Origin of the sequence: Paenibacillus sp. PL91, assembly GCF_012935325.2 — a bacterium.
Lineage (GTDB): Bacteria > Bacillota > Bacilli > Paenibacillales > Paenibacillaceae > Pristimantibacillus.
Map to the genome: position 1 here is coordinate 35,540 of NZ_JABBYG020000009.1, position 23,142 is coordinate 58,681.

22 protein-coding genes and 1 pseudogene are annotated in these 23,142 nt (G+C 48.7%); 15 read left to right on the forward strand and 8 right to left on the reverse strand.

Features of this window, described 5'->3' with window-relative positions:
- Positions 1-20 precede the first annotated feature (20 nt).
- The 4 genes from HI950_RS20310 (at position 21) to HI950_RS20325 (ending at position 4,825) form a co-directional block, all read left to right on the forward strand.
- Positions 21-1,358, forward strand: coding sequence for a response regulator (locus HI950_RS20310; RefSeq protein ID WP_169086555.1), 1,338 nt, complete (start codon positions 21-23; stop codon positions 1,356-1,358).
- Positions 1,359-1,463: 105 nt separating this feature from the next.
- A complete protein-coding gene (locus HI950_RS20315; protein ID WP_169086553.1) occupies positions 1,464-2,384 on the forward strand; it encodes a carbohydrate ABC transporter permease in 921 nt (306 codons plus the stop codon).
- A complete protein-coding gene (locus HI950_RS20320) occupies positions 2,384-3,256 on the forward strand; it encodes a carbohydrate ABC transporter permease (RefSeq protein WP_169086657.1) in 873 nt (290 codons plus the stop codon). The genes HI950_RS20315 and HI950_RS20320 overlap by 1 nt, the downstream gene beginning before the upstream one ends.
- A 111-nt stretch (positions 3,257-3,367) precedes the next feature.
- Positions 3,368-4,825 (forward strand): ABC transporter substrate-binding protein, encoded by a 1,458-nt coding sequence (locus HI950_RS20325; RefSeq protein WP_169086551.1) that lies wholly within the window; start codon positions 3,368-3,370, stop codon positions 4,823-4,825.
- Between the two features lie 54 nt (positions 4,826-4,879).
- Here the strand turns inward: HI950_RS20325 and HI950_RS35970 are convergent, their stop codons facing one another.
- Both HI950_RS35970 and HI950_RS36785 read right to left on the reverse strand, forming a co-directional pair.
- Positions 4,880-5,080 (reverse strand): YiaA/YiaB family inner membrane protein, encoded by a 201-nt coding sequence (locus tag HI950_RS35970; protein WP_223285410.1) that lies wholly within the window; start codon positions 5,078-5,080, stop codon positions 4,880-4,882.
- An 84-nt stretch (positions 5,081-5,164) separates the two neighbouring features.
- Positions 5,165-5,380, reverse strand: a pseudogene (locus HI950_RS36785) (YiaA/YiaB family inner membrane protein); the annotation flags it as partial.
- A gap of 403 nt (positions 5,381-5,783) precedes the next feature.
- On the opposite strand from HI950_RS36785, the gene HI950_RS20335 reads away from it, so the two are divergent.
- On the forward strand, positions 5,784-6,827 hold the full coding sequence (locus tag HI950_RS20335; RefSeq protein WP_169086549.1) for an NAD(P)/FAD-dependent oxidoreductase: 1,044 nt from the start codon (positions 5,784-5,786) through the stop codon (positions 6,825-6,827).
- A gap of 681 nt (positions 6,828-7,508) precedes the next feature.
- On the opposite strand, the gene HI950_RS20340 is transcribed toward HI950_RS20335, so the two are convergent.
- The gene (locus tag HI950_RS20340) at positions 7,509-7,724 is read right to left on the reverse strand and encodes a hypothetical protein (protein WP_169086547.1); all 216 of its coding nucleotides are present in this window, start codon (positions 7,722-7,724) and stop codon (positions 7,509-7,511) included.
- A gap of 139 nt (positions 7,725-7,863) precedes the next feature.
- Here HI950_RS20340 and HI950_RS20345 point away from each other — a divergent pair, with 139 nt between their 5' ends.
- From HI950_RS20345 to yunB, 4 genes are all read left to right on the forward strand, one after another.
- Positions 7,864-9,339, forward strand: a complete 1,476-nt coding sequence (locus HI950_RS20345) for a sensor histidine kinase (RefSeq protein ID WP_169086545.1) — start codon at positions 7,864-7,866, stop codon at positions 9,337-9,339.
- Positions 9,336-10,028, forward strand: a complete 693-nt coding sequence (locus tag HI950_RS20350; RefSeq protein WP_169086543.1) for a response regulator transcription factor — start codon at positions 9,336-9,338, stop codon at positions 10,026-10,028. Before HI950_RS20345 ends, HI950_RS20350 begins: the two co-directional genes overlap by 4 nt.
- Before the next feature lie 136 nt (positions 10,029-10,164).
- Entirely contained in the window at positions 10,165-11,682 is a 1,518-nt protein-coding gene (locus tag HI950_RS20355; protein WP_169086541.1) for an S-layer homology domain-containing protein, read from the forward strand.
- A 169-nt stretch (positions 11,683-11,851) separates the two neighbouring features.
- A complete protein-coding gene (gene yunB / locus HI950_RS20360; protein ID WP_223285404.1) occupies positions 11,852-13,015 on the forward strand; it encodes a sporulation protein YunB in 1,164 nt (387 codons plus the stop codon).
- Between the two features lie 79 nt (positions 13,016-13,094).
- Here the strand turns inward: yunB and HI950_RS20365 are convergent, their stop codons facing one another.
- On the reverse strand, positions 13,095-14,150 hold the full coding sequence (locus HI950_RS20365) for a M23 family metallopeptidase (RefSeq protein WP_223285405.1): 1,056 nt from the start codon (positions 14,148-14,150) through the stop codon (positions 13,095-13,097).
- Positions 14,151-14,456: 306 nt separating this feature from the next.
- On the opposite strand from HI950_RS20365, the gene lipA reads away from it, so the two are divergent.
- Entirely contained in the window at positions 14,457-15,401 is a 945-nt protein-coding gene (gene lipA, locus HI950_RS20370) for a lipoyl synthase (protein WP_169086539.1), read from the forward strand.
- Positions 15,402-15,427: 26 nt separating this feature from the next.
- Positions 15,428-16,165 (forward strand): YutD family protein, encoded by a 738-nt coding sequence (locus HI950_RS20375; RefSeq protein WP_169086537.1) that lies wholly within the window; start codon positions 15,428-15,430, stop codon positions 16,163-16,165.
- Positions 16,166-16,224: 59 nt separating this feature from the next.
- On the opposite strand, the gene HI950_RS20380 is transcribed toward HI950_RS20375, so the two are convergent.
- Complete coding sequence (locus tag HI950_RS20380) at positions 16,225-17,022, reverse strand: NAD kinase (protein ID WP_169086535.1); 798 nt, start codon at positions 17,020-17,022, stop codon at positions 16,225-16,227.
- A 99-nt stretch (positions 17,023-17,121) separates the two neighbouring features.
- On the reverse strand, positions 17,122-18,198 hold the full coding sequence (gene ylbJ / locus HI950_RS20385; protein ID WP_169086533.1) for a sporulation integral membrane protein YlbJ: 1,077 nt from the start codon (positions 18,196-18,198) through the stop codon (positions 17,122-17,124).
- Between the two features lie 431 nt (positions 18,199-18,629).
- Here ylbJ and HI950_RS20390 point away from each other — a divergent pair, with 431 nt between their 5' ends.
- Together HI950_RS20390 and HI950_RS20395 are read left to right on the forward strand one after the other, a co-directional pair.
- Positions 18,630-19,019, forward strand: coding sequence for a globin domain-containing protein (locus HI950_RS20390; protein WP_169086531.1), 390 nt, complete (start codon positions 18,630-18,632; stop codon positions 19,017-19,019).
- A gap of 6 nt (positions 19,020-19,025) precedes the next feature.
- The gene (locus HI950_RS20395) at positions 19,026-19,766 is read left to right on the forward strand and encodes a DUF2225 domain-containing protein (protein ID WP_169086529.1); all 741 of its coding nucleotides are present in this window, start codon (positions 19,026-19,028) and stop codon (positions 19,764-19,766) included.
- Here the strand turns inward: HI950_RS20395 and HI950_RS20400 are convergent.
- Complete coding sequence (locus HI950_RS20400) at positions 19,763-20,005, reverse strand: hypothetical protein (protein WP_169086527.1); 243 nt, start codon at positions 20,003-20,005, stop codon at positions 19,763-19,765. The genes HI950_RS20395 and HI950_RS20400 overlap by 4 nt on opposite strands.
- Entirely contained in the window at positions 20,002-20,172 is a 171-nt protein-coding gene (locus HI950_RS20405; RefSeq protein WP_169086525.1) for a YycC family protein, read from the reverse strand. Before HI950_RS20405 ends, HI950_RS20400 begins: the two co-directional genes overlap by 4 nt.
- A gap of 111 nt (positions 20,173-20,283) precedes the next feature.
- Between HI950_RS20405 and HI950_RS20410 the strand changes: the two genes are divergently transcribed.
- Together HI950_RS20410 and HI950_RS20415 are read left to right on the forward strand one after the other, a co-directional pair.
- Entirely contained in the window at positions 20,284-22,068 is a 1,785-nt protein-coding gene (locus HI950_RS20410) for a M3 family oligoendopeptidase (RefSeq protein ID WP_169086523.1), read from the forward strand.
- Between the two features lie 191 nt (positions 22,069-22,259).
- Positions 22,260-23,135 (forward strand): NAD(P)-dependent oxidoreductase, encoded by an 876-nt coding sequence (locus HI950_RS20415; protein WP_411268117.1) that lies wholly within the window; start codon positions 22,260-22,262, stop codon positions 23,133-23,135.
- The last annotated feature ends 7 nt before the right edge of the window (positions 23,136-23,142 follow it).

Consider the following 23,142-nt stretch of genomic DNA (forward strand, 5'->3'; position numbering starts at 1 on the left):
GCAAAATGGGAGGCAGCTGCATGTACAATATATTGATTGTGGATGACGAACCGTTGATTTGCGAGGGGCTATGCAGCCTGCTGTCTGCTTCAGGCATCAATTTAGCGAATGTGTATATGGCGCACAGCGGCTATGAAGCACTCGATTATTTGCGAATCGAAGAGATTGACCTGCTAATTACGGATATTCAAATGGGCTCCATGAACGGCATTGAACTGATGCATCAAGCCAAATTGCTGAAGCCTTGGGTGCAGACGATCATTATTTCTGCTTATGAAACGTTCCAGTATGCGCAAATGGCGATTCGTCTTGGGGCGAAAGATTATATGATCAAGCCGCTTAATAATGAGCAATTTCTAGATTCGGTTCGAAACGTGCTGCTCAAAATGGATAAGCCTGCGGCATCCGAGGATAGGTATTTATCCAAGCTGCAGGAGCATTTTCATATGGAAGAGCCGCTGCCGCAGCGGACCGAGCTGTTTAATCGGCTGCTGTCCGGCTCGCAAGAAAGCCCGGGAGAGCTGGCGAAAATGCTCTATGAGCGATATGCGGTCAAGCTGCACGGGCCTTATTTTGCAGTCATTAAGCTGCGCTTGAATTTATCCTTTAAGGATCATCAGATTCCAGCGAGAGATGCGCTGCTGCTGCAATACGCCGCTCTAAACATTGCGAACGAGCTGCTCGATAAGGAGTGGAACCATGCTTCCTTCTATTCGCCGAATCAGGAAATTAGCGTACTCATTCAATGGGATGAGAGCGAGTTCGGTGAGTCAAGCGTAAACAAAATCAATCAATTGGATATGATCGGGCGCAGTCTCTACTACAACATCCACAAATATTTAGGGCTGCACTGTGTAATCGGCATTAGTCAAATCGTGAGGGGCATTGAATTTGTAGGGATGCTAGACGAGCAGGCGCGCAAGGCAATTATGTGGAACCGGGAGCATCGGGACCATTACGTGTTTTATTACGGCGATTTTAATTGGAGCTCGTACACGCAGGAACCGACGGCAGAGGAGCTAAGCGAACAAAACAGCTTAATCGTCGAGAAGTCCAAGGCTTACATCGATCGCAATTTTGCGCAGAAGGGACTTACGCTGCATGAGGTTGCCCAGAAAAATCATGTCAGTCCGAACTACTTAAGCTATTTGTTCAAGAAGGATACGGGCTATAACCTATGGGAATACGTGATTAAGCTTCGGATGGAGGAGAGCAGGAAGCTCATTTTGCACACCGATTTGCGCAGGTATGAAATTTCTGAGCGTGTCGGATATGAATCGCCGGAGCATTTCAGCAAAATTTTCAAAAAATATTATGGCATGAGCCCGAGCGAGCTCAAGAAGGATGACAAGAAATAAGATGAAGTAAAAATAGCTATCATTGCCTTAGATATGCACATTACCAGCCAGCCCCATTGCTTCTAAAATGGTTTAGAGCGATAGAAAAGAAAAGAGGGAGACCTGATGAACCAACCAGTTGCAGTAGGCAAGCCGCTCGATACCCAGGTACAGAGGAAGGCTGGCAGGTGGAAAAAGCATATTTCAGGCTATTTGTTTTTGTTGCCGGCAGCGATCATTTTTATTTTGTTTTTGTGGGTGCCGATAACGAAAGGGATTATTTACAGCTTCTACACGATCGATTTTGTAAAAGGAAATGAATTTGTCGGATTTGATAATTACAAGACGATATTTAATGATCCGGACGTATGGATTGGCATAAAAAACACGCTATATTACATGTTTTTATGTATGGTTATCGGCTTCTGGGTTCCAATTCTGTTCGCCATTGCGATATCCGAGCTGCGCCGCTTCCAAGGCTTCGTGCGTGTCGCTGCCTATTTGCCGAACGTTGTTCCGGCTGTCGTCCTGTATGGCTTGTGGAGATGGTTTTATGATCCGGTAGGTCCGATCAATGGGCTGCTGACGCAGATGGGCTCCGATCAAATCGCCTTCTTGACGAATAAAAGCTGGTCGATGATCTCGCTCGTCATTATGGAAACCTGGCAGCAGTTCGGGTCAGGCATGCTCATTTATTTGGCCGCTGTGCTGAGCATTCCGCGGGATTGGTATGAAGCGGCAGAAATTGACGGAGCGGGCATCTTCCGCCGCGTTTGGCATATTACGCTTCCGTCGATTCGCGGCTTGATTTTACTGCTGTTCTTACTGCAGCTGATCGCGACGACGCAAGGGTTTCAATCGCAGCTTGCTCTGCTCGACGGCGGCCCGAACAAAGCAACGCTTACGTACTCGCTGCTTATCGTTAAATATGCATTCACGCGGCTCGATTATGGGGTTGCCTCGGCGCTTGGCGTGCTTATGTTCGTTGTCCTTGGTGGGTTGGCGCTCTTGCAATTTAGGCTGAACAACAAGGAGGCGGGCAAGTGATGAAGAGCTTAGACAGAGGAATCTTATCCAGTTATGACCATCGTAAGCATACAAACAAGCTTGGTTTTCTGCTTGTCATTATTGTGATTGCCGGTATGGTCGCTTCCATGCTTTACCCTGTCGCAACCGCATTGTTTAATGGCTTAAAGACAAATACGGAGGTCAACTCGTTCCCGCCGCGCTTCTTGCCTTCGGAGTGGCATTTTGACAATTACAATGCAGGCTGGAATTTTATGAACCTGCCGCTTTTTTTGAAAAATACGCTTATGATTTTTGGCGGCAATATGATCATGACGATAATTGTGCTTGGATTAGCTTCCTATAGTTTATCTAAGCTCAATGTACCCTTCCAACGGGGGATTTACTTCTTCTTTATGATTACGCTGTTCATACCGCCTAGCACGTATATCATACCGAACTTCCTGAACCTTAAGGACCTGGGATTGCTGAATACGTATGCCGCATTCTGGCTGCCGGCAAGCGCGAGCGCTTTTTATTTGCTGCTGCTTAAAAATTTCTTCGATGGCATTCATCAGGAAATGATAGAAGCAGCGCGAATCGATGGGGCATCGGACTGGAAATGCTTCATCCTCATCGCAGTGCCGCTGTCGATTCCCATTTTCTCGACGCTGGCGATATTCGTTTTCTCGACCGCATGGAATGATTGGTTTTGGCCTTCACTCGTTATGCACAGCGATGATAAATATCCGCTTGCGACGGCGGTATATAAATACGTCATTAGCGCGCAAAGGCTGAATACAAATATTCGCTTCGCTATACTCACCATGGTGATGCTTCCGCCGATCGTTGTGTTTCTAGCTTTCCAAAAATTCATTATGCGCGGGCTTCAGCTCGGCGGGGTGAAAGGATAAGCAGTTCGTAAACCTGCACATGATCGGAATAAGAATACACCTCGCCCAAATGAAAACGCCTCCTTTATGATGGGGATGTAGCGAAAATACGAAAAGAGAAGGGGAATATCCATGCTAAAGAAAAATGTAGCCATCGTGATTTGTATGGTTATGCTATGCTCCATACTGGCTGCTTGCAGCGGAGGCAGCAACGCGAAGAATGAGCCGAAGGAATCCGATAAACCGACTAATGCTGCAACTAATAATGCGGGAAGCGCGGAAACGGAGCCTCCTAAGGAAGATATTAAAGACAAAAAAATTACGATTAGCATTTATTATCCATTGCCGGACCAAGTTGAAAACCGCAAGCTGGAAGACGATAAAATTAAACGTTTTAACGAGGTATACCCGAATGTCGAAATCGTGAAGAGCGACTGGCATTACAACCCAAGCGAAATTGGGATCAAAATGGCGGCAAATGAAGCTCCTACGTTCTTCAATACTTGGGCGACAGAAGCGAAGTTTCTGCAGGAGCGCGGGTGGGTAGCCGATATTACAGAGCTATGGGACGCTTACCCATTCAAGGATCAAATCAATCCGGTGCTCCAAAGCCAGTTCATCATTGATGGAAAGGTTTATGGCGTTTCTCAAAAAGCATACGTTACGACAACTGTCGTAAACAAAAAAATGCTCGATGAGAAGGGCGTAGCGGTTCCATCGTATGACTGGACATGGGACGATATGTATAACACAGCCAAGGCGGTTGCCGATCCGAAGAAAGGCATCGCGGGCATCGCGCCGATGGGCAAAGGCACGGAAGCGGGCTGGAACTGGACCAACTTCCTGTTTGAAGCAGGCGGCGAAATTCAAAGCGTTGCCGACGGCAAAGTGACGGCGGCCTTTAACTCTGCGGCTGGACTAAAGGCGCTCGAATTCTACAACAAGCTTAGGTGGGAAGCGAATGCGATTCCGCAGGACTGGGCCCTTGGATGGGGCGATGCAGTCGGAGCGTTCGGGCAAAGCCGTACGGCTATGGTTATTGCCGGAGCAGAAGGCGTTCTTGAGCAAGCGCTTAACCAAGGTGGCTTGAAGCCTGAGGATGTTCTGACTTTCCCAATGCCAGCAGCGGAGAAGGGCGGCAAGCATACGGGCGTGCTCGGCGGCGACTACCTGGTTATCAACCCGAATGCCACGAAGGATGAGCAGGAAATGGCATTCCGTTACATCACATTCGATTACTTCACGGACAAAGGACTGGAGTCGCTTGAAGCTGATATCCAAAAACGCCAAGCGGAGGGCAAATTCTTTATTCCGCCGCAAATGAACTACTACAGCCCTACATCCGATTACGGCCAAAAAGCGCAGGCGATTTTTGACAAATACGATAACGTATACAAATACAATCCGGAATCCAATTCTTTGCTAGACGGCAAGCCGGAAGCGCAATACAATACGCAGGATTATTACGGCGAAGTAACGAACATTTTGCAGGAGGTTTTCTCCAACAAAGGAAGCGATCTTCAAGGGTTGCTCGATAACTCGGCTAAGGTCGTGCAAGAGAAGTTTTTTGATTCCATTAAAGTAGAATAGAACAGCGGTAAGCCTCCCTCTTTGTTCAAGAAGGGAGGCTTTTTTCGTTTTCTTTTAGCTCTCGAAATCCTCAGAAGCACTGGTGTGCAAGCCGTCTTCCTCGTTGTCTCTGATGGTCTTCTGCAAAACAAGGCATGCCACGATCAGGAAAGCGCCGGCAATCGCATAGTAGCCTTTGACGTAAAGCGGCTCCTCAAGCACGTAAATCCCGATATATTGAGCAAGAATGGCGAGAATAAAGCCTGCCCAAGCCATGAAAGTGAAGGCTGAAGTGTTACGGTTTCTGTAACCAGGGTTATATTCCTTGAGAAATTTATCCTCATCGTTGTCGCGCGCTACCTTTTGCAGAAGGAAGGAAGTGATGATTAAGAGAATGCCGGTTACGGCGTAATAGCCTTGTACGGACATCGGCTGCTTGAGCGTATAAATGCCGACGAACTCGAAGCCGCATGCGATGAGAAAGGCTGCCCATGCCATAAACGTGTAGGTTGGGGTGTTGCGGCGGCGATAAAAGTTTGCGGGCTTGCGAACATGCATCGTTTCCATTTTTTCCATTTGAAATTGCCTCCCGAATCGAGTTGTTGTTGATGTCTTTAGTTTACAGCATATTCCTGTAACCAAAAGTACCAACTTCTCATAGTACCAGGTGCTAGTGGATATTAAAGTGCTGGATATTCGTCATCATAAAATGAAGCTTGGCGAGAATGTCCATGCCTATCGGTTGCCAGCAAGCGGATTTTTATATGTATGCCGAGGCAGCGCCAAGGTGCGCTTGGAGCAGAATAAAATAGGACAGAACGCCAGAAAAATTCCGTACTTTTGTGAAATGTTGGATATATGTTATAAAATGATCACTTTTGTCCATTGTCATCATTAGGCATTGTGCCTTACAATTGATCAGATGATATTGATAATCAATATCAAATAAACGATGATAATGAACGTTTGGAGGCAAACGATGAACGAACAATTGGAACTATTTGATGTTACGATTATTGGCGGAGGTCCCGGCGGTTTATATACGACTTTCTATAGCGGCATGCGCGATTTAAAGACAAAGCTGATTGAAGCGCAGGATCAGCTTGGCGGGCGAATGCTTTCATATCCAGAGAAGATCATATGGGATGTCGGCGGAGTAACGCCAATTCGCTGCGAGAAGTTAACTGAACAATTAATCCAGCAAGCTAAAACGTTTGATCCAACGATCATACTCGGACAACAAATAACCGAATACGAGCGGCAGGCGGATGGAACCTTAATTTTAACGGCAGCGAGCGGTGAACGTCATCATACAAGAACGGTGATCATGGCAATCGGATATGGAATCAAAAAGCTAGCGAAGCTCGAGATCGAAGGTGCTGACCGCTACGAGGTGACAAACCTTTATTATACGGTGCAGGAGCTGGAGAAATTCCGCGGGAAACGGGTTCTGATTTCCGGCGGAGGGGATTCAGCGGTGGACTGGGCAAACGAGCTGGAGTCCATTGCTGCAAGCGTGACGGTCGTGCACCGGCGCGACAGCTTCGGGGGACATGAGCGAAATGTGTCCAAGATGAAGCAATCCTCGGTCAATGTGATGACGCCTTATCAGGTGCTCGGGCTACATAGCAGCAATGGCGAAAGCATTGAGCAGGTAACGATTGCGCATGTGGACACAGCAGAAGAAAGCATGAAGCTTGAGGTTGATGCGGTCATCGTGAACCATGGCATGAAGAGTGATTTTGGACCTATCCGTGACTGGGGCATCGATATGGGAGTATGGAACGCGAATGTAGGCGAGAGGATGGCGACCAACATTCCCGGCATCTTCGGCGCAGGCGATTTCGTGAGCTACGGCAGCAAGGTTGGACTGATCGCGGGGACGTTCACCGACGGCGTATTGGCGCTTAACAGCGCAAAGCTGTACATGGACCCGGAAGCGCCGGAGATGGCTTATGTCTCCTCTCATAATGAGCGGTTCAAGGAGAAAAATCGGGAGCTTGGCGTGTTAGAGGAAGAGTAGGTGATCGTTAAGTAAACGGGATTGCTGGAATGTAGAAATGGTAAGGATTGCATTAATTGTAGGGAATATTTTATGTGCATCGTATGTCCCGTTTAAGCAGCATAATAATGATCACGCTCCTAATATGGCATTATAACCGGGGCTATGATAGCAGTTATCGTAGTGCTAATAGGGATGAATGGAAGAGATTTATTAAAAAGGGTACTGAAAAAGTTGGACTTTTTCAGTATCCTTTCGTATGGGGATAGCAAGCTTAGCAGATTGTGCGGGATATAGGTAAGTAAAGGGATGGTTGCTTTGAAAAAACACTCACCGGTAAATGAGCTGGAGTTTTTCCTGTTAGTTTCTGATTAACGTGAAAAGCTCCCGTTAATTCTAGTGATTTTGGACGAAAAATAGGATTAGAAGGAATTCCTCCTGTTAATTTTCTATTTTCCTCCTCGTTTCGATGAAAGTGGTCTAATTAACGGGAGATTTTCCAGCTAATTGTTCAATCTGCCCACTCACCGAAAAATGAGATGGAGCTTTTCCTGTTAGTTTTACTCGTCGTTTGTCATACTCAACTGAAAAGTCGGAGAGCACTGATTTTGGAGGTGAAGGTGAACACCAATCATGAACGCAAAACGGCGTCAACCTGTCACGCAAATGCGAGCAGGACGACACCGTTTTTTTGGCTGTGGCTTAGCGCTTTTGGAGTAAAAAAAACTCGCATTCCTTACGGCTATGATAGGCAATATCACTAACTCCTGACTGGGTCACGATGGTGCTATCGTCAAACCGTATGACCAGCGAGCTGGAATCGATGAGCTGATTGTCCTGAAAAACGCGAATGCGCTGCTGCAGCTCGATTACCTCTTCAAAATCCTGATCGGTGCTCAGACGTCGATTTATGGCCATAGGTATACTCCTCGATACGTAAAATGATTTCTTCTAGTCTATCCCATGTGTAATTGAGTTGCAAAGCCCTCTTTGTTCGTTCGGCCATACCTATGTTACATTGTAGTCACGAGAGACGAACTGTTAGAGGGAGAGAATTATGTCTATACGCGTCCGGCTATTGCTGTCCTACACCTGTATTTTAATCGTTACGATCCTATTATTTCTTGCTGCTGCGCTGTTATTTGTGGTGGCGATAACGGGCGATGTGCGAAGCGTAAAGGACTTTTACAACATTCATTACTCCGTTAATCCATTGTCCGAGCAGGAGGAGACGATCTTCCTTGATCTAAAGTATTTGGCGAAAAATGAACCAAATTCGCTGCTCGATAAGAAGCTTCTTGATGAATACAATTATAAGCTTCGTGCTGTGCAAGCGGAGCTGTTCATACGGAAAGAGGACAAGCAGGTCTACTCCTCCTTGTCAGTCAAGCAGCCTCAGCTCATATCGTTTCTGCCGGACTATGAGATGGAAAATAATGCAATCCGCAGCACGCTGCAAATTGGGGATCATTTTTACGGATACGCCAAATTTGATTTTTATTTTCCCGATAAAACGAAGGGCAGCATGTTTGTCATTCGGGAACGCAGCCCGTTCGCCGAGGTTGTCCGCACGCTTCTGCCGATCATCCTTGGCGTGCTGTTTATCGTGCTGCTGCTGATGAATATGCTGCTTTATTACCTATTGACGCGCAGCATCATTAAGCCGCTTGATTTGCTTCGGAAGTCGACGGAGCGAATCAAAGAAGGCAATTTGGAATTCGAGCTCCGTGCGGAAGGCAATGATGAAATAACCCGTTTGAGCGAAGCGTTCGAGGATATGCGAATCAAGCTGAAGCAATCCGTCGAGAAGCAGCTGCAATACGAGCAAAATCGCAAGGAGCTTATCGCGAATATTACGCATGATTTGAAAACGCCGATTACCTCGATAAAAGCGAGTATCGAAGGCATTCGGGACGGCGTTCCGAATACGAAGCTGAAGATGGATCGGTACGTGAATACGATTTTGACGAAGGCCGATGACATGGATCAGCTGATCGATGAGCTGTTTCTTTACTCGAAGCTTGATTTGAAGCAGCTGCCGTTCACGTTCGAAGCGATCAGCATCGGCCATTTCATAGAGGATTATGCCGAGGATTTGTTTTATGACTTGCAGGATATCGGAATTGAATTGAAATGGAGCGTTGATCATACGTCTCCTTCCGTTGTGCTTGCCGACCGGGACAAGCTGAAGCGCGTTCTGACTAATATTATGGATAATGGCGTGAAATATATGGTGTCTGAGCCCAAAAGAATCGGCATTGCGCTGCGAGTGGAAAATGAGTTCGTTCGGTTATCGATTCAAGACAATGGGCCAGGCATATCGGAGGAAGCGATACCGTTTATATTTGAACGGTTTTTCCGGGAAGATCTGTCCCGAAGCAGGCAATCCGGCGGAAGCGGCCTCGGGCTTGCGATTGCAAAGCAAATTATCGAAGGGCATAGCGGCACGATTCATGCCGAAAGCAAGCTTGGCGCAGGAACCACGATTATTATCAGGCTGCCGTTCGTAAAGGACACTGGAGGACTAACATGACGAAAATTCTCATTATCGAAGATGAAGCATCCATAGCCGAGGTGGAGAAGGATTACTTTGAGCTCCATGGCTTTGCAGCGGATATATGTTTGACAGGAACGGAGGGTCTGCGCGCCGCGATGAACGGTCAATATGAATTGATCGTTCTCGATTTGCAGCTGCCGGGTATGGATGGGTATGAGCTGTGCCGCCAAATACGGGCGGAGAAGGAGGTTCCGATTCTTATCGTATCCGCGAAGAAGGAAGAAATCGATAAAATTCGCGGACTTAGCCTCGGTGCAGATGATTATATTACGAAGCCGTTCAGCCCAAGCGAGCTGGTTGCACGCGCGAAGGCGCATTTGCAGCGTTACCAGCGCTTAATGGGCAAGCGGGAGGCTAAAGCTTCGGATAAAATTCGGATACGCGGCTTGCTGATCGATTCCTCCGCACGCAGGGTTTACGTGAACGATCAAGAGGTGCAGTTTACGACGAAGGAATTCGATTTGCTCACCTTTCTTGCGCAAAATCCCAATCATGTTTTCAGCAAGCAAGAGCTGTTCGAGCAGCTATGGGGAATGGATTCGCTTGGCGAAATTGCGACGGTAACCGTTCATATACGCAGGCTGAGAGAAAAGGTCGAAGCGGACCCGTCTAATCCGCAATATATAGAAACGATATGGGGAGCTGGCTATCGTCTGACCGTTTAAGCGTACAAATCCCATTGTTTCAGAAAAGTTTCGCTGCTGTTTATCTTTTGTTAATGTTTTGTTTGCTTACGGTTTATTATTGTCCCTTATGATGAGGCTAAGTTAATCAACTAGCACTCATGAGGAGGAAACAATAATGAATTTTGTTTCGAATAAAATGGCAGCCATCGTATTGGCGGCAGCAATTGGAGCATCAGCAGCAGCGGCTGGACCGGTTAACGTATTTGCAAGCAGCAGTGTACAAGCTAAGGCTGCGGCTGGCTTTCAGGATATGAACGATGCCGGGGCATCGTTAGCGGCTATTCAAGAGCTCGTTAAGCAGGGCGTAATGAGTGGTTACGGGAACGGCTTCCTTATGCCAAATGCATCGGTAACGCGCGCTGAGCTTGCGAAGCTCGTCGTTACAGCCCTTAAACTTCCAATAAACGCTGCGCAGCCGGCAGGTATAACAGACTTGGCTGCAAGCAAATGGTACTACGACTATTTAGCTACTTTAGTTAACATGGGCGTCATGCAGGCCGATGGCGGGAAGTTGAAGCCAAACGCGCCGGTAACGGAGACTGAGCTGGCGAATGTCATCTCCAAAGCGCTTGGGCGCGATGCAGCTTCTGTGAAGCACTGGGCGCAAAGCGTCAATGCCAAGCCGGAAGCTATCACCCGCGGCGAGCTGGCACAGCTGATTGTCACTTCGCAAAAGGCGAAGCCGTCGGCCGATGCCAAGGTCGTGCAAGTGAAATCATTGAATACGATCACGCTGGAGGTTACCTTCTCGCAGCCGTTAACAGCTGAGGATGCTTCGCTCGACCAAGCGCAAAAAAACTTCAGCTTCAACGGCGGACTTTCGCTGCTGAACGTGCCGCAGCTCAAAACTGGCTCGATCTCGACTTATATTGTACCGACCACGCCTCAGAAGGCAGGAACAGCGTACGAGCTGACCTATAAAGGCGAAGCAGCGGCAACGGTTGCCGGAAGCGGAGAAAAAATCGAAATGAGCAGCGTCGGTCAAGTTTCATTCGATACGTTCGAGGTCGTTTCGGAGCTCTCTAAAGGAATTACGGATTACGGCAATGTCATTTCTGCCTATTCGGCAGGGCGGGCAGCTACCGCCTTCATTCTTGATGAAAACAACAGCTACAACGGCAAAACTTATGAAATTATTTCCTCCATGCGATCCAAGCAAGTGACAATTACGCCAGAAGGCGGCGAGCCGATGGTAGCGACTTATGTCTTGTTCACGCAAGCGACGGATGGACGTCAAGCACCGAAATTCCGTTTGCCTGCTGGTGAAGTCCTTAAGCCAGGCGTTAAATATACGGTAACCTCGGAATGGGGTAATATCGCAAGCAGCAGCTTTGTCGCGAAGGAGATGGCTCCGCTTGAGATGGAGTCGGCCAAGGCGCTGAATGAAACCTCGCTTGAGCTGACGCTTAAAGCCGATCCGAAGGATGAGCTGTTTGCAGTACGCAGCATCGAATTGACTGCAGCGGACGGAAGCAAGCTTACGGCTACCTACAAGCTGACATCGCGCAAAGGGGCAACAGCAATCTTTGACCTAGCAAACGGCAGCAAGCTAGCAGCTGGCATGACGTATAAAATAACCGCGGTTTCTCCTTGGGCAGTTGGAGACGATATTACGGTAACGCTGGCAAAATAAATGAGTTGGAAGAAGGGGATAAGCCGCATCGGCTTATCCCCTTCTTCTTGTTGAGGATCAGCAACCTCTCTCGATTTGCTGATCCTTGCACGGTCGTCTTCTTTTTTGTCCAAGTATGGCATAAGTATGGGTAATGGAAGCGGGCATGCAGATGCGGGAGGGGATCGGATTGGCGAAGTGGGGAAGGAGAGGCTGGCGGTTCAGGCCATTCGGAGGAAGCCGAATGCAGCTCTGGTCAGGCCGTCCATTCTCTAAAGTAAGAACGGTTAGCTGGAGAAGCCGCGGCAGCTCAGCCCCATCACGTTCCACGCCGAAGAAATGGGGATCGGGATCGGGAGCAAGCGTCTCAGCTATGAAGTGGGGAACAAGGCCAAGCTCCGGCGGCGGTAAATGGGGGGCTAGGCGCCCAGCGCTAAAATTTGGCAGCGGTGTACGAAGCAAGAGCAGCAGCTCCGGCGGCAATTGGGGCACAAGTCCTGCTAAACCAAGGATAAGACGCCGTACAATCGTTATTATTACTCTTCTTGTAATGATGGTTTTTTCTATTCAGTCCTTCGTATATATTGAACGAAATTTGCGTCCGCCGCTCATGAACATCGCTAAAATACGAGTCAAGCAGGTAGCGACGCAGGCGATTAACAAAGCGATAACGGAGCAGGTTGCGAACCGGTCGGAAACCGATAAGCTGATTGATTGGAAAATGAACAGCAACGGCAAAATTTCGGGCTTCATGCTGAATTATGCCGAGCATATGAGCATTACCTCGCAGACGATCAACACCGTTCAACAGACCTTAAACGATATGAAGGATATCCCTGAGCATATTCCGATCGGGCATGCGCTGAACAGCGCGATTATATCGTCTTACGGACCGAGAGTGCCGGTCAAATTCGAGCCGGTAGGCGCCGTCAAGGTTGATCTAAGCACGCGTCAGAAGGACGCCGGCATCAATATGATTTTAGTGGAGGTCTATATTCGGATTATTGCAGAGGTTACGATTATTATTCCCTTTGATACCGAGCCGGAAATCGTAGAAACCGATATCCCGATTTCGTATCTGCTCGTGGTTGGCGATGTGCCGATGTACTATTATGACAATACCGGCAAGCCAGTCGGCGAATCGGCTGCGCAAGCGCCAAATATTTCCGTACCGCTTGGCCAAGGTTCAGGAAGCGGCGTCACGACGAGTCCACAAAATAATGGCAGCGACGAAGCCTCTAATGAAGGAGGGGCTGATGCGGGGGCATCTACAGAAGCGCCGACAGAGGAATCAAGCACCTCAAATGCGCATAATAATGCGTCAACCAATGCCGGCGAAGCCTCCGCCGAATAGCCATAGCAATAAAAACGACTTTATTGTCCTCTGAATAAGAAGACGATAAAGTCGTTTTTTTGTAAAATCGTTTGCTTGTTTATTTGCCGGCCCGAATTCGTTTGCGCTCTGCTTGCTCCCACCGGCGCAGCATGGGATACGGGTCAAACGACCACTCAATAAGACCTCGGTCGCTATATACGCCATAATGCAGGTGCGGGGGGAATTTGCCCGACGTACCCGGCTTGCCATACCCGGAGCTGCCAACCCAGCCTACGACCTGACCGGGCTTGACGACATCGCCGATGTTGACCGTTTTATCATAGCCGGATAGATGGGCGTAATAATGGTAAAAGTTGTTCAGATCGCGAATGCCGATGCGCCAGCCTCCGTAAGGATTCCAGCCCTTTACTTCAACGATGCCGTAGCAGGTGCTTCGAACAGGCAGTCCGTGGCTAGCGAAAATATCGGTGCCCTCATGCGTTCTCCTGCCGCCCCAGCTTCGCCCGGTCCCCCAGGTGCTGTTGTAGGCATAGTTAGTGCCTACCGGCACGGGAAAGGCGTGCTCGAACAGGTCAAGCCGACCGAATGCAGCATAAATGCGGGCAAATTGCTGAATGCGCTGAACGGATCGATTATTTTGGTAATATTCCCAAAGTCCGATTGCAAAGTCATCCTCAGTCGTTCCATAAGCTGCAACACGGCTTACGAGCGAGTAAAGCAGATCTACGTCGCTCGTTCGTTCCGCGTGCCCATTGCCGTCGCCATCTCGCCCAATACCGTTAAAGAAGCGAATGGAGGCAGGAGAGCTGTCATCTGTATTCGGATTAAGCGGACCTACCCACCGCTCCTGGTCAATAAATACGCCTACAGTGCTGCCAAGCATCGGACGAGCTTTGGGACGTACCTTAGACATGGACCGTTCGTATTGATCGATTGCCGCAATCCAGTTCCATGGAATTTCAGTAAACAGGCTTAATTTTTCGTACAAGCCTCTCCTTGCCGGAAGAGGATCGGGCTCGGCCGCTGCTGCTTGCTCATTTGCCGCCTCGGTCTGCCGTTTAACAGCAGATGATGCTTTTGCCTGGCCGCCGGGGAAGACAATGAGCAGGGAAGCAGCGGTTATGGCTGCGACAATAGAAATAGTCAGTTTCAAACGTCTCACCCTTCCAAAAGCATGACGGATATGACGTTATGTTTTGCAAAACATTGGTTTTTATTCGTTCTGTGTGTTTTAGACGTTGAATGGTCAGTTTTGAGTGATTAACGCAACGTTTCTTTTTTATTCATGATTCTTTTAGCTGCTTCATTCGGATTTTATTGTTACATGTGGTTACGAGGAAAATGATAATGTGATCGAAAGGAAACGAAAACCCGAGAAAGTGCTATTTTTATTCGAAACATGTTATAATAACCCCATGAGTTTACGATTTATAAATGAACGTGAAAGCAGGTAAACCCCATGAAACAACGAGAAACACTTCCAAAGCCGGATTGGCTACGTATAAAATTAGCGACAGACGGCAACTTTGCCGAAATTAAAAATATGATGCGCTCCAAGACGTTACATACCGTTTGCGAGGAAGCGCGTTGTCCAAACATCTATGAGTGCTGGGCTAATCGCACGGCTACCTTTATGATTTTGGGCGATATTTGTACGCGTGCGTGCCGGTTCTGCGCGGTTAAGACAGGAATGCCGACAGAGCTTGATTTGGACGAACCGGAACGCGTTGCGGAAGCTGCCGAGCAAATGGGCCTGCAGCACTGCGTAGTTACCTCGGTAGCGCGCGATGATCTTAAGGATGGCGGAGCTTCTATATTTGCCGCAACGGTACACGCTATTCGCAAACGGATGCCGTTTTGCCGTGTCGAGGTGCTTATTCCCGATTTCCTAGGCAATAAAGATGCGCTGCAAATTGTCATGGATGCTAATCCGGACATACTGAATCATAACGTAGAAACGGTGGAGAGACTTTCGGATCGCGTTCGCGCAAAAGCGAAATACAGCCGTACGATGGAGCTTCTTAAGCGTGCCAAAGAAATGAAACCGAAAATTCCAACCAAATCGAGCATCATGCTTGGCGTGGGCGAGGAATGGGATGAAATTTTGCAAACGATGGATGATCTTCGCGCCAACGATGTGAATATATTGACATTAGGTCAATATTTGCAGCCGACGCCTAATCATTTGCCGATCGTACGTTATGTCCACCCAGATGAATTCGCAAAATTAAAAGAAGAAGGGCTGAAGCGCGGATTTAGACACGTAGAATCCGCACCGCTAGTACGCAGCTCTTACCATGCGCATGAGCAGACCGATTCGGCACACGCAGCGATTGCTGCAGATACCGTAGAAACGGGATTGAACCGGGAGCTTTCCTCCGGTGCTTGCTCGAGCAGCATGTAACTGACGCTCAAGATGAGGTGGAGAACATGGCATTAATTCATATCGGCGGAAAATCTTACGAAATTGTTCAAGAGAATCGAAACGGCTGGAATCCTGAAGCTTTTCGTGATCGATACAGCGAAGTGCTAGAGCGTTACGATTTTATCGTTGGAGACTGGGGCTATAGCCAGCTTAGATTGAAGGGCTTTTTCCGCGATAATCACCAGAAGGCGACGAAGGAGAGCAATCTCTCCGGGATGCCGGATTACATCAACGAATATTGCAATTTTGGCTGCGCTTATTTTATTCTCGAAAAAACGCAAAGCACGAAGCGTGAGCCAGACGATTATGATTTGGACGCTGACGATCAACGGCCTCGTATCGAAGCTGCGGACCTTCTTGCAGCAGCGGCTGGTTTAGTAGAGGTTTCCGAGGGCATGGATGCAGATGATGATGAGGTTGCGAGCGCGAAGGAAGCCATTTCAGCACCATCGCATGAGAGACCTAATCGGAATCACGCCCACAACCGAGAAAATCGCCATAGAAGCTCCAACCGCAGCAACAACGAAAATAAGGGCGGCAGCGACAGCTCAAATGCTGGTGAAGTCCGAAACGGCGTTGAACAGCAAGTCGGCGGGAAGCGTGAACAACAACAGCAGCGCAAGGGCGGCTTTAAGGGCAACGACAATCGCGGAAAGAAACCGTTCCGGCTTGCAGCCAGCGAAACCGCTGCCGCATCCGCCGAAGCGAATAAGCCAAACAAAAAAGACACGGAGCGCCTGTAATTGGCGCTGGCGTGTCTTTTTTTTGGGGGGAGTGGCGTGCAAGGACGTCAACGAGTTTGTTACCGCACGTCGTAGCCAAGGAATGCCTCGCGAACCCGATTCCAGAATGGGAAGGGACGATACCGGGCGAAGCTCACCTTACGGCTCGATACGCTGCAGCGGATCGAGCGAATATCGCTGCGCATGATGCTGATATGGTCGATAGCCAGCTGAAGCCGCTGCTCTTTTTTGGAAATGATATCGCAATGATGATGCTGCGGCAGCAATACTGAAGAGCCAAGCGTGCGGTATACGCGATTGTTAATCGATGCGATTTCCGCGATTTGCAGCGATTCAATGGAAGGATGGACGATGGCGCCACCCAAGCTTTTGTTATATGCAGTGCTTCCCGAAGGAGTAGAGATAACGATACCGTCACCGCGGAACATTTCGAACATCTCGTCATTAATGTTGATTTGCGCAACCAGCGTTCCGTCGACACCTTTGAGCGTAAATTCATTTAAAGATAAGTAATGACGGGATTCTGTCGGCGTCTCAAGCTCAATCTCAGCGAGCGGGTATCTCACTATTCTTGGCGTCTCCTCAGCCATCATAGCGACAAGCTCATCTAGCTCGTCTGCCTGCCAATCGGCGTAGAAGCCAAGATGGCCGGTATGAACGCCGACAAAAGCAACATTCGTAATTTGATCGACATATTTATGAAAGGCCTGCAGCAGCGTTCCGTCTCCGCCAATAGAAATGACGATTTCTGGTGCTTCATCATTTCGAGTGAAGCCGCGTTCCGCAGCTAAGGTATGAAATTTCTCCGCTAACGATTTGGATAAAGCATCGCCTCGATCAATAACCGCATACTTCAAAGGTAAATCTCCTTCCGATCTCCATAGTACTTAAGATGATAAAGGAAATTGCCTTTAAATTCAATGAGTCGCGGCGCTGTCGTAAAGGATTGTGGCGAATTAAGGGCCAATCCAGCCCCACAGCAAGTAAACGAGGGCCATTGCAATAAAACCATGCAGCAGCCTGGCGAGCAGTAAGGGACGGTAACGCAAATCCGTTCTGCTCAGCAGGCTGGCGATTTGAGCATGCACCGATATGCCGCCCCATGACAGCACCCAGGCAGCAATCGCGGCTTGGTGCATAAGACCGGTGCCTGCTGTACCGGCTGCGCGGGCGCCCAGCGTTACCTCGAACAAGCCGTATATGACTGCATCTGCCAGCGGCTTGGGCAGACCGATTGCGTGAAATAAATAACGGAGCGCTTCAGCCATGGCTTCCACGATACCGGCATGCGTAAGCATCTCCATTACGACGGAAAAAAAGACGACTAGACCGCCAACGACAATCATTAGCCGAAGCGCCGATTGGACGGAATCTTGAAGCAGCCTACCGAGTCCGCGCCCGTCCAGCAAGCGGGCTTCATGCATCGCTTTAAGTGCCTCGGCTATTCGCGAAGGCCGGCGTTTTCCAGCTCCACCAGCGATATCGATGTTTTTTTCAGCAGAGGACGGCAGCGCATGACGGTCGTGGTAGCGCATAAGGAGGCCGATAATCAATCCTCCGCCATAGTGGGCTGCGGCTAATAAAGGCGCTAATGCTACATTTTGGAAAAAGCCGATCGATACCGCTCCGATTAGGAAAATAGGATCAGATGTCGTAGTAAACGCGACCAGCCGCTCACCCTCCGCGCGATTGACAAGCCTTTGCTCCCATAGCTGAGCGGTCAGCCTTGCCCCTACCGGGTAGCCGGAAATATAGCCCATTGTTACTACGAAGCCGCCGATGCCGGGAAGCCGAAACAAAGGCCTCATTAACGGATCAAGCAGTTTGCCGAAGAAGTGCACGATGCCAATGCCGAGCAGCAGCTCCGAGATGACGAAGAAAGGAAACAATGCCGGAAAAAGCACCTGCCACCAGATAGAGAGTCCGCGCAAGGAGGAATGCAGCGTTTCCGTAGGAAAGACGGTCATTAGAAGCACGATAAGAAGAGCGCCAAAGGCGGTAATGGATAACGGATGGACGAACGAGCGCAGCAATAAGGCCGCCTCCTCCTATAGTTAAAATGGCATATGATGATGCAAATTTATGATATTGTACAAACCCCTCCTACACGTATATGCCTCAATGTGGACATCCATCACTTGACCGAAATTAAAAATAAATGACAATGACAAAGAAAACGCTTCCAAAAAGCTGGATTCCTCATTTTTTTATGGTACAATAGAATTACCTTTGAATGGTTGGAGTGATGGGTATGAGTATAATCGCTGGCATCTTGGTATGTGCTTTCGTCTATGTCATTCGAGAATCTCTTACAGCACCTGGGGAAGAAGACTATGAGAGTTAATGGGCAGTAGTTCTAAATGACAAGGTCCGCATGAATGCGATGCGGGCTTTTTTTTGTTTCCTGCGAAATATTTTATATGATATAATACTAAATACCTACAAAATGGAGGTGGTTTTGACGATGAATAGGAATATAAGCCTTTATGAAGCACTAGGCGGGGCTGAGACTTTAAGACTAATTGTTGAATCTTTCTATCCAAAGGTACAAGCTCATCCATTAATTGGTCCATTGTTCCCACAAGACATTGATCCCGTCATAGAGAAGCAATATTTATTTTTGACCCAGTTCTTTGGAGGCCCTTCGCTATACTCCGACGAGTATGGACATCCGATGATGCGAGCTAGACATTTGCCCTTCCCGATTACGCCTGAGCGTGCAAACGCATGGCTTGACTGCATGCGCGAAGCACTGAAAGAGATTGGAATTGATGAAGAGCTTCAAATAATCGTTATCGAAAGACTATCCGGACCAGCACATCATTTTGTCAACACATCTGAAGAGGAGACGTGATCGTTTATGGAACCACTATACCAATCAAAAATCGAATGCATCTGCTGTGAAAATACATTTATGACATCGCGGGTCAGACCTAGCTTCAAAAGAGCGTCGAAGACGGATACTGATTTTTGCGGTTATTATAAATCGGAGGTGAATCCTGATTTTTATGTCGTCAGGGTTTGTCCAAATTGCGGCTTTGCATCGACTGAGAACGGTATGGGCCGGTTAAACGATCAACAAAAAAAGCAATATCAAGATAAAATCGGGTTGCGCTGGCAAAAGCAAGAGTATGGCGGCGAGCGCGGCGCAAATATGGCGATGGCAAGCTACAAGCTAGCGCTTCTCTCTGCGCAAGCGATAGGCGAGAAGGACCGTGTTATTGCCGGAATTTTGCATCACATTGCTTGGCTGTACCGGTATGAAGCGAATCAAAATGATGAAAAAAGATTTCTCCGTTTTGCCTTGCAGGCATACATACGAGTTTATGAGGCTGAGGGCGTTTCGCTTAACAACGCAAAGCTGATGTATTTGATTGGAGAGCTGAATCGTCGTATTGGAGAGTTGAACGAGGCTATACGGTGGTTCTCTCGTGTTGTGAATGACAAGAAAATCGTCGATGCCGCAATGATTCGCGCTTGCCGCGAGCAATGGCAGCTTATCCGCGAGGAAACGGAAGCCGGACGCAAGAATGCACCCGGCGACACATCTCTCATCGATAGTATGGCTATGCCTGAGCAAACGATCTCTACTTCGGCTTAGCGTTTTTTTTGGCGAAGGACACGGTCCGTCAGCAGGTAATCCCGGTCCGCGTCAACAAGAGTCACTTTATTGTGGCAGCACGGAAATACGAGCAACCGTTTCATGCCGTCTTGAATATCCTGAAGCTCAGCTGGCTTTACGGGGAGCAGCACATTTTCCGCTTGGCAGAAGGGACAGTTTGATACGTAAAGATCACCCATTAGAATGTCATAAGGCCATGCTTTTTCGAAAGGAATCATGATTTCTGATCGCTATCGGGTGCCGCAGGCGTGTCGCTCTTAGCGAGCTCGGCCAGCTTCTGCAGCAAAATGTGACGAGGCATATGCATCAAATGCTCGATCGGCACGCCAAGCTGCTCAGAAAGCTTGATCGCTGTATCGGCCGAAATTTGCAACGGTTTAGACATGGTGTAATTCCTCCAATCTGGATATAATTAAGTTATACACCGCCGAGAAGGTTTGCGCAAATAAAACGCGGCCGCTTCTTGGCTTTTTTATGGAGGAGAGGATGGAAGCAGATGAATAAGGGATATCCGCAAAGCTGGGATTTAGACGTTTTATATGAGGGAGGCTCAAGCTCGGCTGCTTTCCTGCAGGAGCTAAAGGGCATTGAAGAGGATATTGCAAAGCTGGATGCTGCGTTGTCAACAGATGAGGGCACGGCTGTTTCAGACATCGCGGCGATGACGGAGCTGCTGCAAAGCGTTTTAATCCGGCTCAGGCAGTCGGAGTCATTTGTTTCCTGTTTACTCGCTCAAAACATCCGAGACTCATCAGCCAGCGCGCGAAATGATAATGTGAAAACGTTAGCTGCGAAGTTTCTTGGCGTGCTGACTCGCTTCGATAACAGACTGCGCGGCTTTGATGACAACGAATGGTCCGCAATGCTTGCGAACGAGCTGCTAGCCGAGGTCGCTTTTAACCTAAACGAACGCCGGGAGCTTGCGAAGAAGAAGATGGCTCCGGAGCTTGAGGCATTAGTCGAAGATTTGGCTGTAGACGGTTATCACGGCTGGGGCGACTATTATAATGTCATCGTGTCGCGAGCGAAATTTACCGATATCGGCAAGGACGGCGAGAAGCATATTTTATCCGCTGGTCAAATGCATAACCGTCTATCCGATGGAGATCGCGAGGTTCGCCAAGCGGCATTCGCAGAATGGGAGCGCGAGTGGTCGGAGCAGGCCGACTTATGCGCCGAGACGCTAAATCGGATTTCCGGATTTCGCTTGAAGCTGTATGAGAAACGCGGCTGGGAATCTGTGCTGCAGGATCCTTTGCAAATGAATCGGATGAGCGAGGCAACGCTGCAAGCGATGTGGGATGCGATTCAAGAGGGCAAGCAGGTGCTTGTAACCTATCTACAGCGAAAAGCAAAGCTGCTTGGCATCGACAAGCTTGACTGGCATGATGTGGAGGCGCCGATCGGCTCTGCGACGAAGACGATTCCATACGACGAGGCAGCTGCTTTTATTGTAGAACAATTCCGAACGTTTAGTCCTGAGCTGGCTGACTTCTCGGAGCTTGCGTTCCGCGAGGGCTGGATCGAAGCGGAGGATCGTCCCGGTAAGCGCCCTGGCGGCTTTTGTACGTCGTTTCCGAAGAGCGGACAAACCCGTATTTTCATGACTTTTTCGGGCACAGCCTCCAACGTCTCTACGCTGGCGCATGAGCTTGGGCATGCTTATCACCAGCATGTAATGAACGACTTGCCTGCCTTGTCGCAGGAGTATGCGATGAATGTGGCAGAGACGGCATCTACATTTGCAGAGCTAATCGTATCCGACCGCGCGTTTCAAGCAGCGGTTGAACACGAGGAGAAGCTTGGGCTGCTTGAGGACAAAATTCAGCGCTCAGTCGCTTTCTTTATGAATATTCATGCTCGTTTCTTATTCGAAACACGGTTCTATGCTCGCCGCAAGGAAGGTTTGGTGAGTGTAGAGGAGCTTAACACGTTGATGGAAGAGGCCCAGCGAGAAGCTTATTGCGATTTGCTCGACGAGGTTCATCCTCATTTTTGGGCATCCAAGCTGCATTTCTACTTTACGGACGTCCCTTTCTATAACTTCCCTTATACATTCGGCTATTTGTTCAGTGCAGGCATATATGCAAAAGCATTGAAGGAAGGCCCGGAGTTCAAAAATCAGTATGTTGCCTTGCTGCGAGATACCGGCCGGATGAGCGTCGAGCAGCTTGCGCAGGAGCATCTTGGCGTGAATGTGGAGAAAATCGATTTCTGGCGCGATGCGGTTGCTTTGACTGCAGTTGACGTGGAGCAGTTTATCGCCATGACTAACGAATAATGTAAAGTAATAAGTAGAGCAGTCAGAACCGTTTTTGTGGCTCGCTCAGCAAGGAATCGTTTATTCATTACACCGACCGGACAGCCGGAGACAAGTGCAAGAACCCTTGTCTCTGGCTATTTTTTTTCACGCAATATTATAATAAGAATAACCATTCATAGAGAGGCGGAATGAAATTGACAGAATATGCAATCAATCAGGAGAGCGTTATCGGATTTATTGGGACAGGCATTATGGGAGAGAGTATGGCGGGTCATTTGCTCGCAGCAGGGTTTAAAGTAAATGTATATAATCGCACGCGGTCAAGAGCAGATCTCTTAGTTTCAAAAGGTGCCGTGTGGCAGGAGACGCCTAAGGCGGTAGCCGAGCAATCGGATGTCATCATTACGATGCTTGGCTATCCTTCCGATGTTGAAGAGGTGTATTTAGGAGCTTCGGGCTTATTGCAGCATGCAAGGCCTAATAGTCTGCTCATAGATATGACGACCTCAAGTCCATCCCTAGCTAAGCGCATTGAACTGGAAGCTAGAAATAGAGGACTCGCGGCGCTTGATGCACCCATCTCTGGCGGAGATATAGGGGCAAAGGAAGCTAGGCTTTCGATTATGGTCGGCGGTTCGGAGGAAGCCTTTGAAGCGGTGTTGCCGCTGTTTCAGCTTATGGGCAAAAATATTGTGCACCAGGGCGCTGCGGGAGCTGGCCAATTTACTAAAATGTGCAATCAAATTGCGATCGCCTCCAATATGATAGGGGTAAGCGAAGCGCTCGCATATGCGAGTCGTGCGGGTCTGGAGCCAAGCAAGGTGCTGAAGAGCATTGAAGCTGGCGCGGCGGGCAGCTGGTCGTTGTCTAATCTCGGTCCACGCATCATAAACGGAGATTTTGCCCCGGGGTTTTACGTAAAGCATTTTATGAAAGATATTAAAATCGCGATAGAGTCGGCTGATGAGCTCGGATTGCCCTTGCCTGGATTAGCGCTGGCACGCTCCTTATACGAGCAGGTGATTGCGCTTGGCGAAGAAAACAGCGGGACTCAAGCGTTGTACAAAGTAATATTCGCGGAGTAAGGCTACT

Excerpts from the sequence above, each read along its gene's own strand:
- HI950_RS35970 (WP_223285410.1), bottom strand. The coding sequence starts at position 5,080 with ATGGCTTGGGCAGGCTTTATTCTCGCCATTCTTGCTCAATATATCGGG.
- HI950_RS20320 (WP_169086657.1), top strand. The coding sequence starts at position 2,384 with ATGAAGAGCTTAGACAGAGGAATCTTATCCAGTTATGACCATCGTAAG.
- HI950_RS20405 (WP_169086525.1), bottom strand. The coding sequence starts at position 20,172 with ATGTCTAAACCGTTGCAAATTTCGGCCGATACAGCGATCAAGCTTTCT.
- HI950_RS20345 (WP_169086545.1), top strand. The coding sequence starts at position 7,864 with ATGTCTATACGCGTCCGGCTATTGCTGTCCTACACCTGTATTTTAATC.
- HI950_RS20355 (WP_169086541.1), top strand. The coding sequence starts at position 10,165 with ATGAATTTTGTTTCGAATAAAATGGCAGCCATCGTATTGGCGGCAGCA.
- HI950_RS20395 (WP_169086529.1), top strand. The coding sequence starts at position 19,026 with ATGGAACCACTATACCAATCAAAAATCGAATGCATCTGCTGTGAAAAT.
- HI950_RS20410 (WP_169086523.1), top strand. The coding sequence starts at position 20,284 with ATGAATAAGGGATATCCGCAAAGCTGGGATTTAGACGTTTTATATGAG.
- HI950_RS20325 (WP_169086551.1), top strand. The coding sequence starts at position 3,368 with ATGCTAAAGAAAAATGTAGCCATCGTGATTTGTATGGTTATGCTATGC.
- HI950_RS20310 (WP_169086555.1), top strand. The coding sequence starts at position 21 with ATGTACAATATATTGATTGTGGATGACGAACCGTTGATTTGCGAGGGG.
- HI950_RS20400 (WP_169086527.1), bottom strand. The coding sequence starts at position 20,005 with ATGATTCCTTTCGAAAAAGCATGGCCTTATGACATTCTAATGGGTGAT.
- HI950_RS20315 (WP_169086553.1), top strand. The coding sequence starts at position 1,464 with ATGAACCAACCAGTTGCAGTAGGCAAGCCGCTCGATACCCAGGTACAG.
- HI950_RS20390 (WP_169086531.1), top strand. The coding sequence starts at position 18,630 with ATGAATAGGAATATAAGCCTTTATGAAGCACTAGGCGGGGCTGAGACT.
- HI950_RS20350 (WP_169086543.1), top strand. The coding sequence starts at position 9,336 with ATGACGAAAATTCTCATTATCGAAGATGAAGCATCCATAGCCGAGGTG.
- HI950_RS20375 (WP_169086537.1), top strand. The coding sequence starts at position 15,428 with ATGGCATTAATTCATATCGGCGGAAAATCTTACGAAATTGTTCAAGAG.
- HI950_RS20340 (WP_169086547.1), bottom strand. The coding sequence starts at position 7,724 with ATGGCCATAAATCGACGTCTGAGCACCGATCAGGATTTTGAAGAGGTA.
- HI950_RS20335 (WP_169086549.1), top strand. The coding sequence starts at position 5,784 with ATGAACGAACAATTGGAACTATTTGATGTTACGATTATTGGCGGAGGT.
- lipA (WP_169086539.1), top strand. The coding sequence starts at position 14,457 with ATGAAACAACGAGAAACACTTCCAAAGCCGGATTGGCTACGTATAAAA.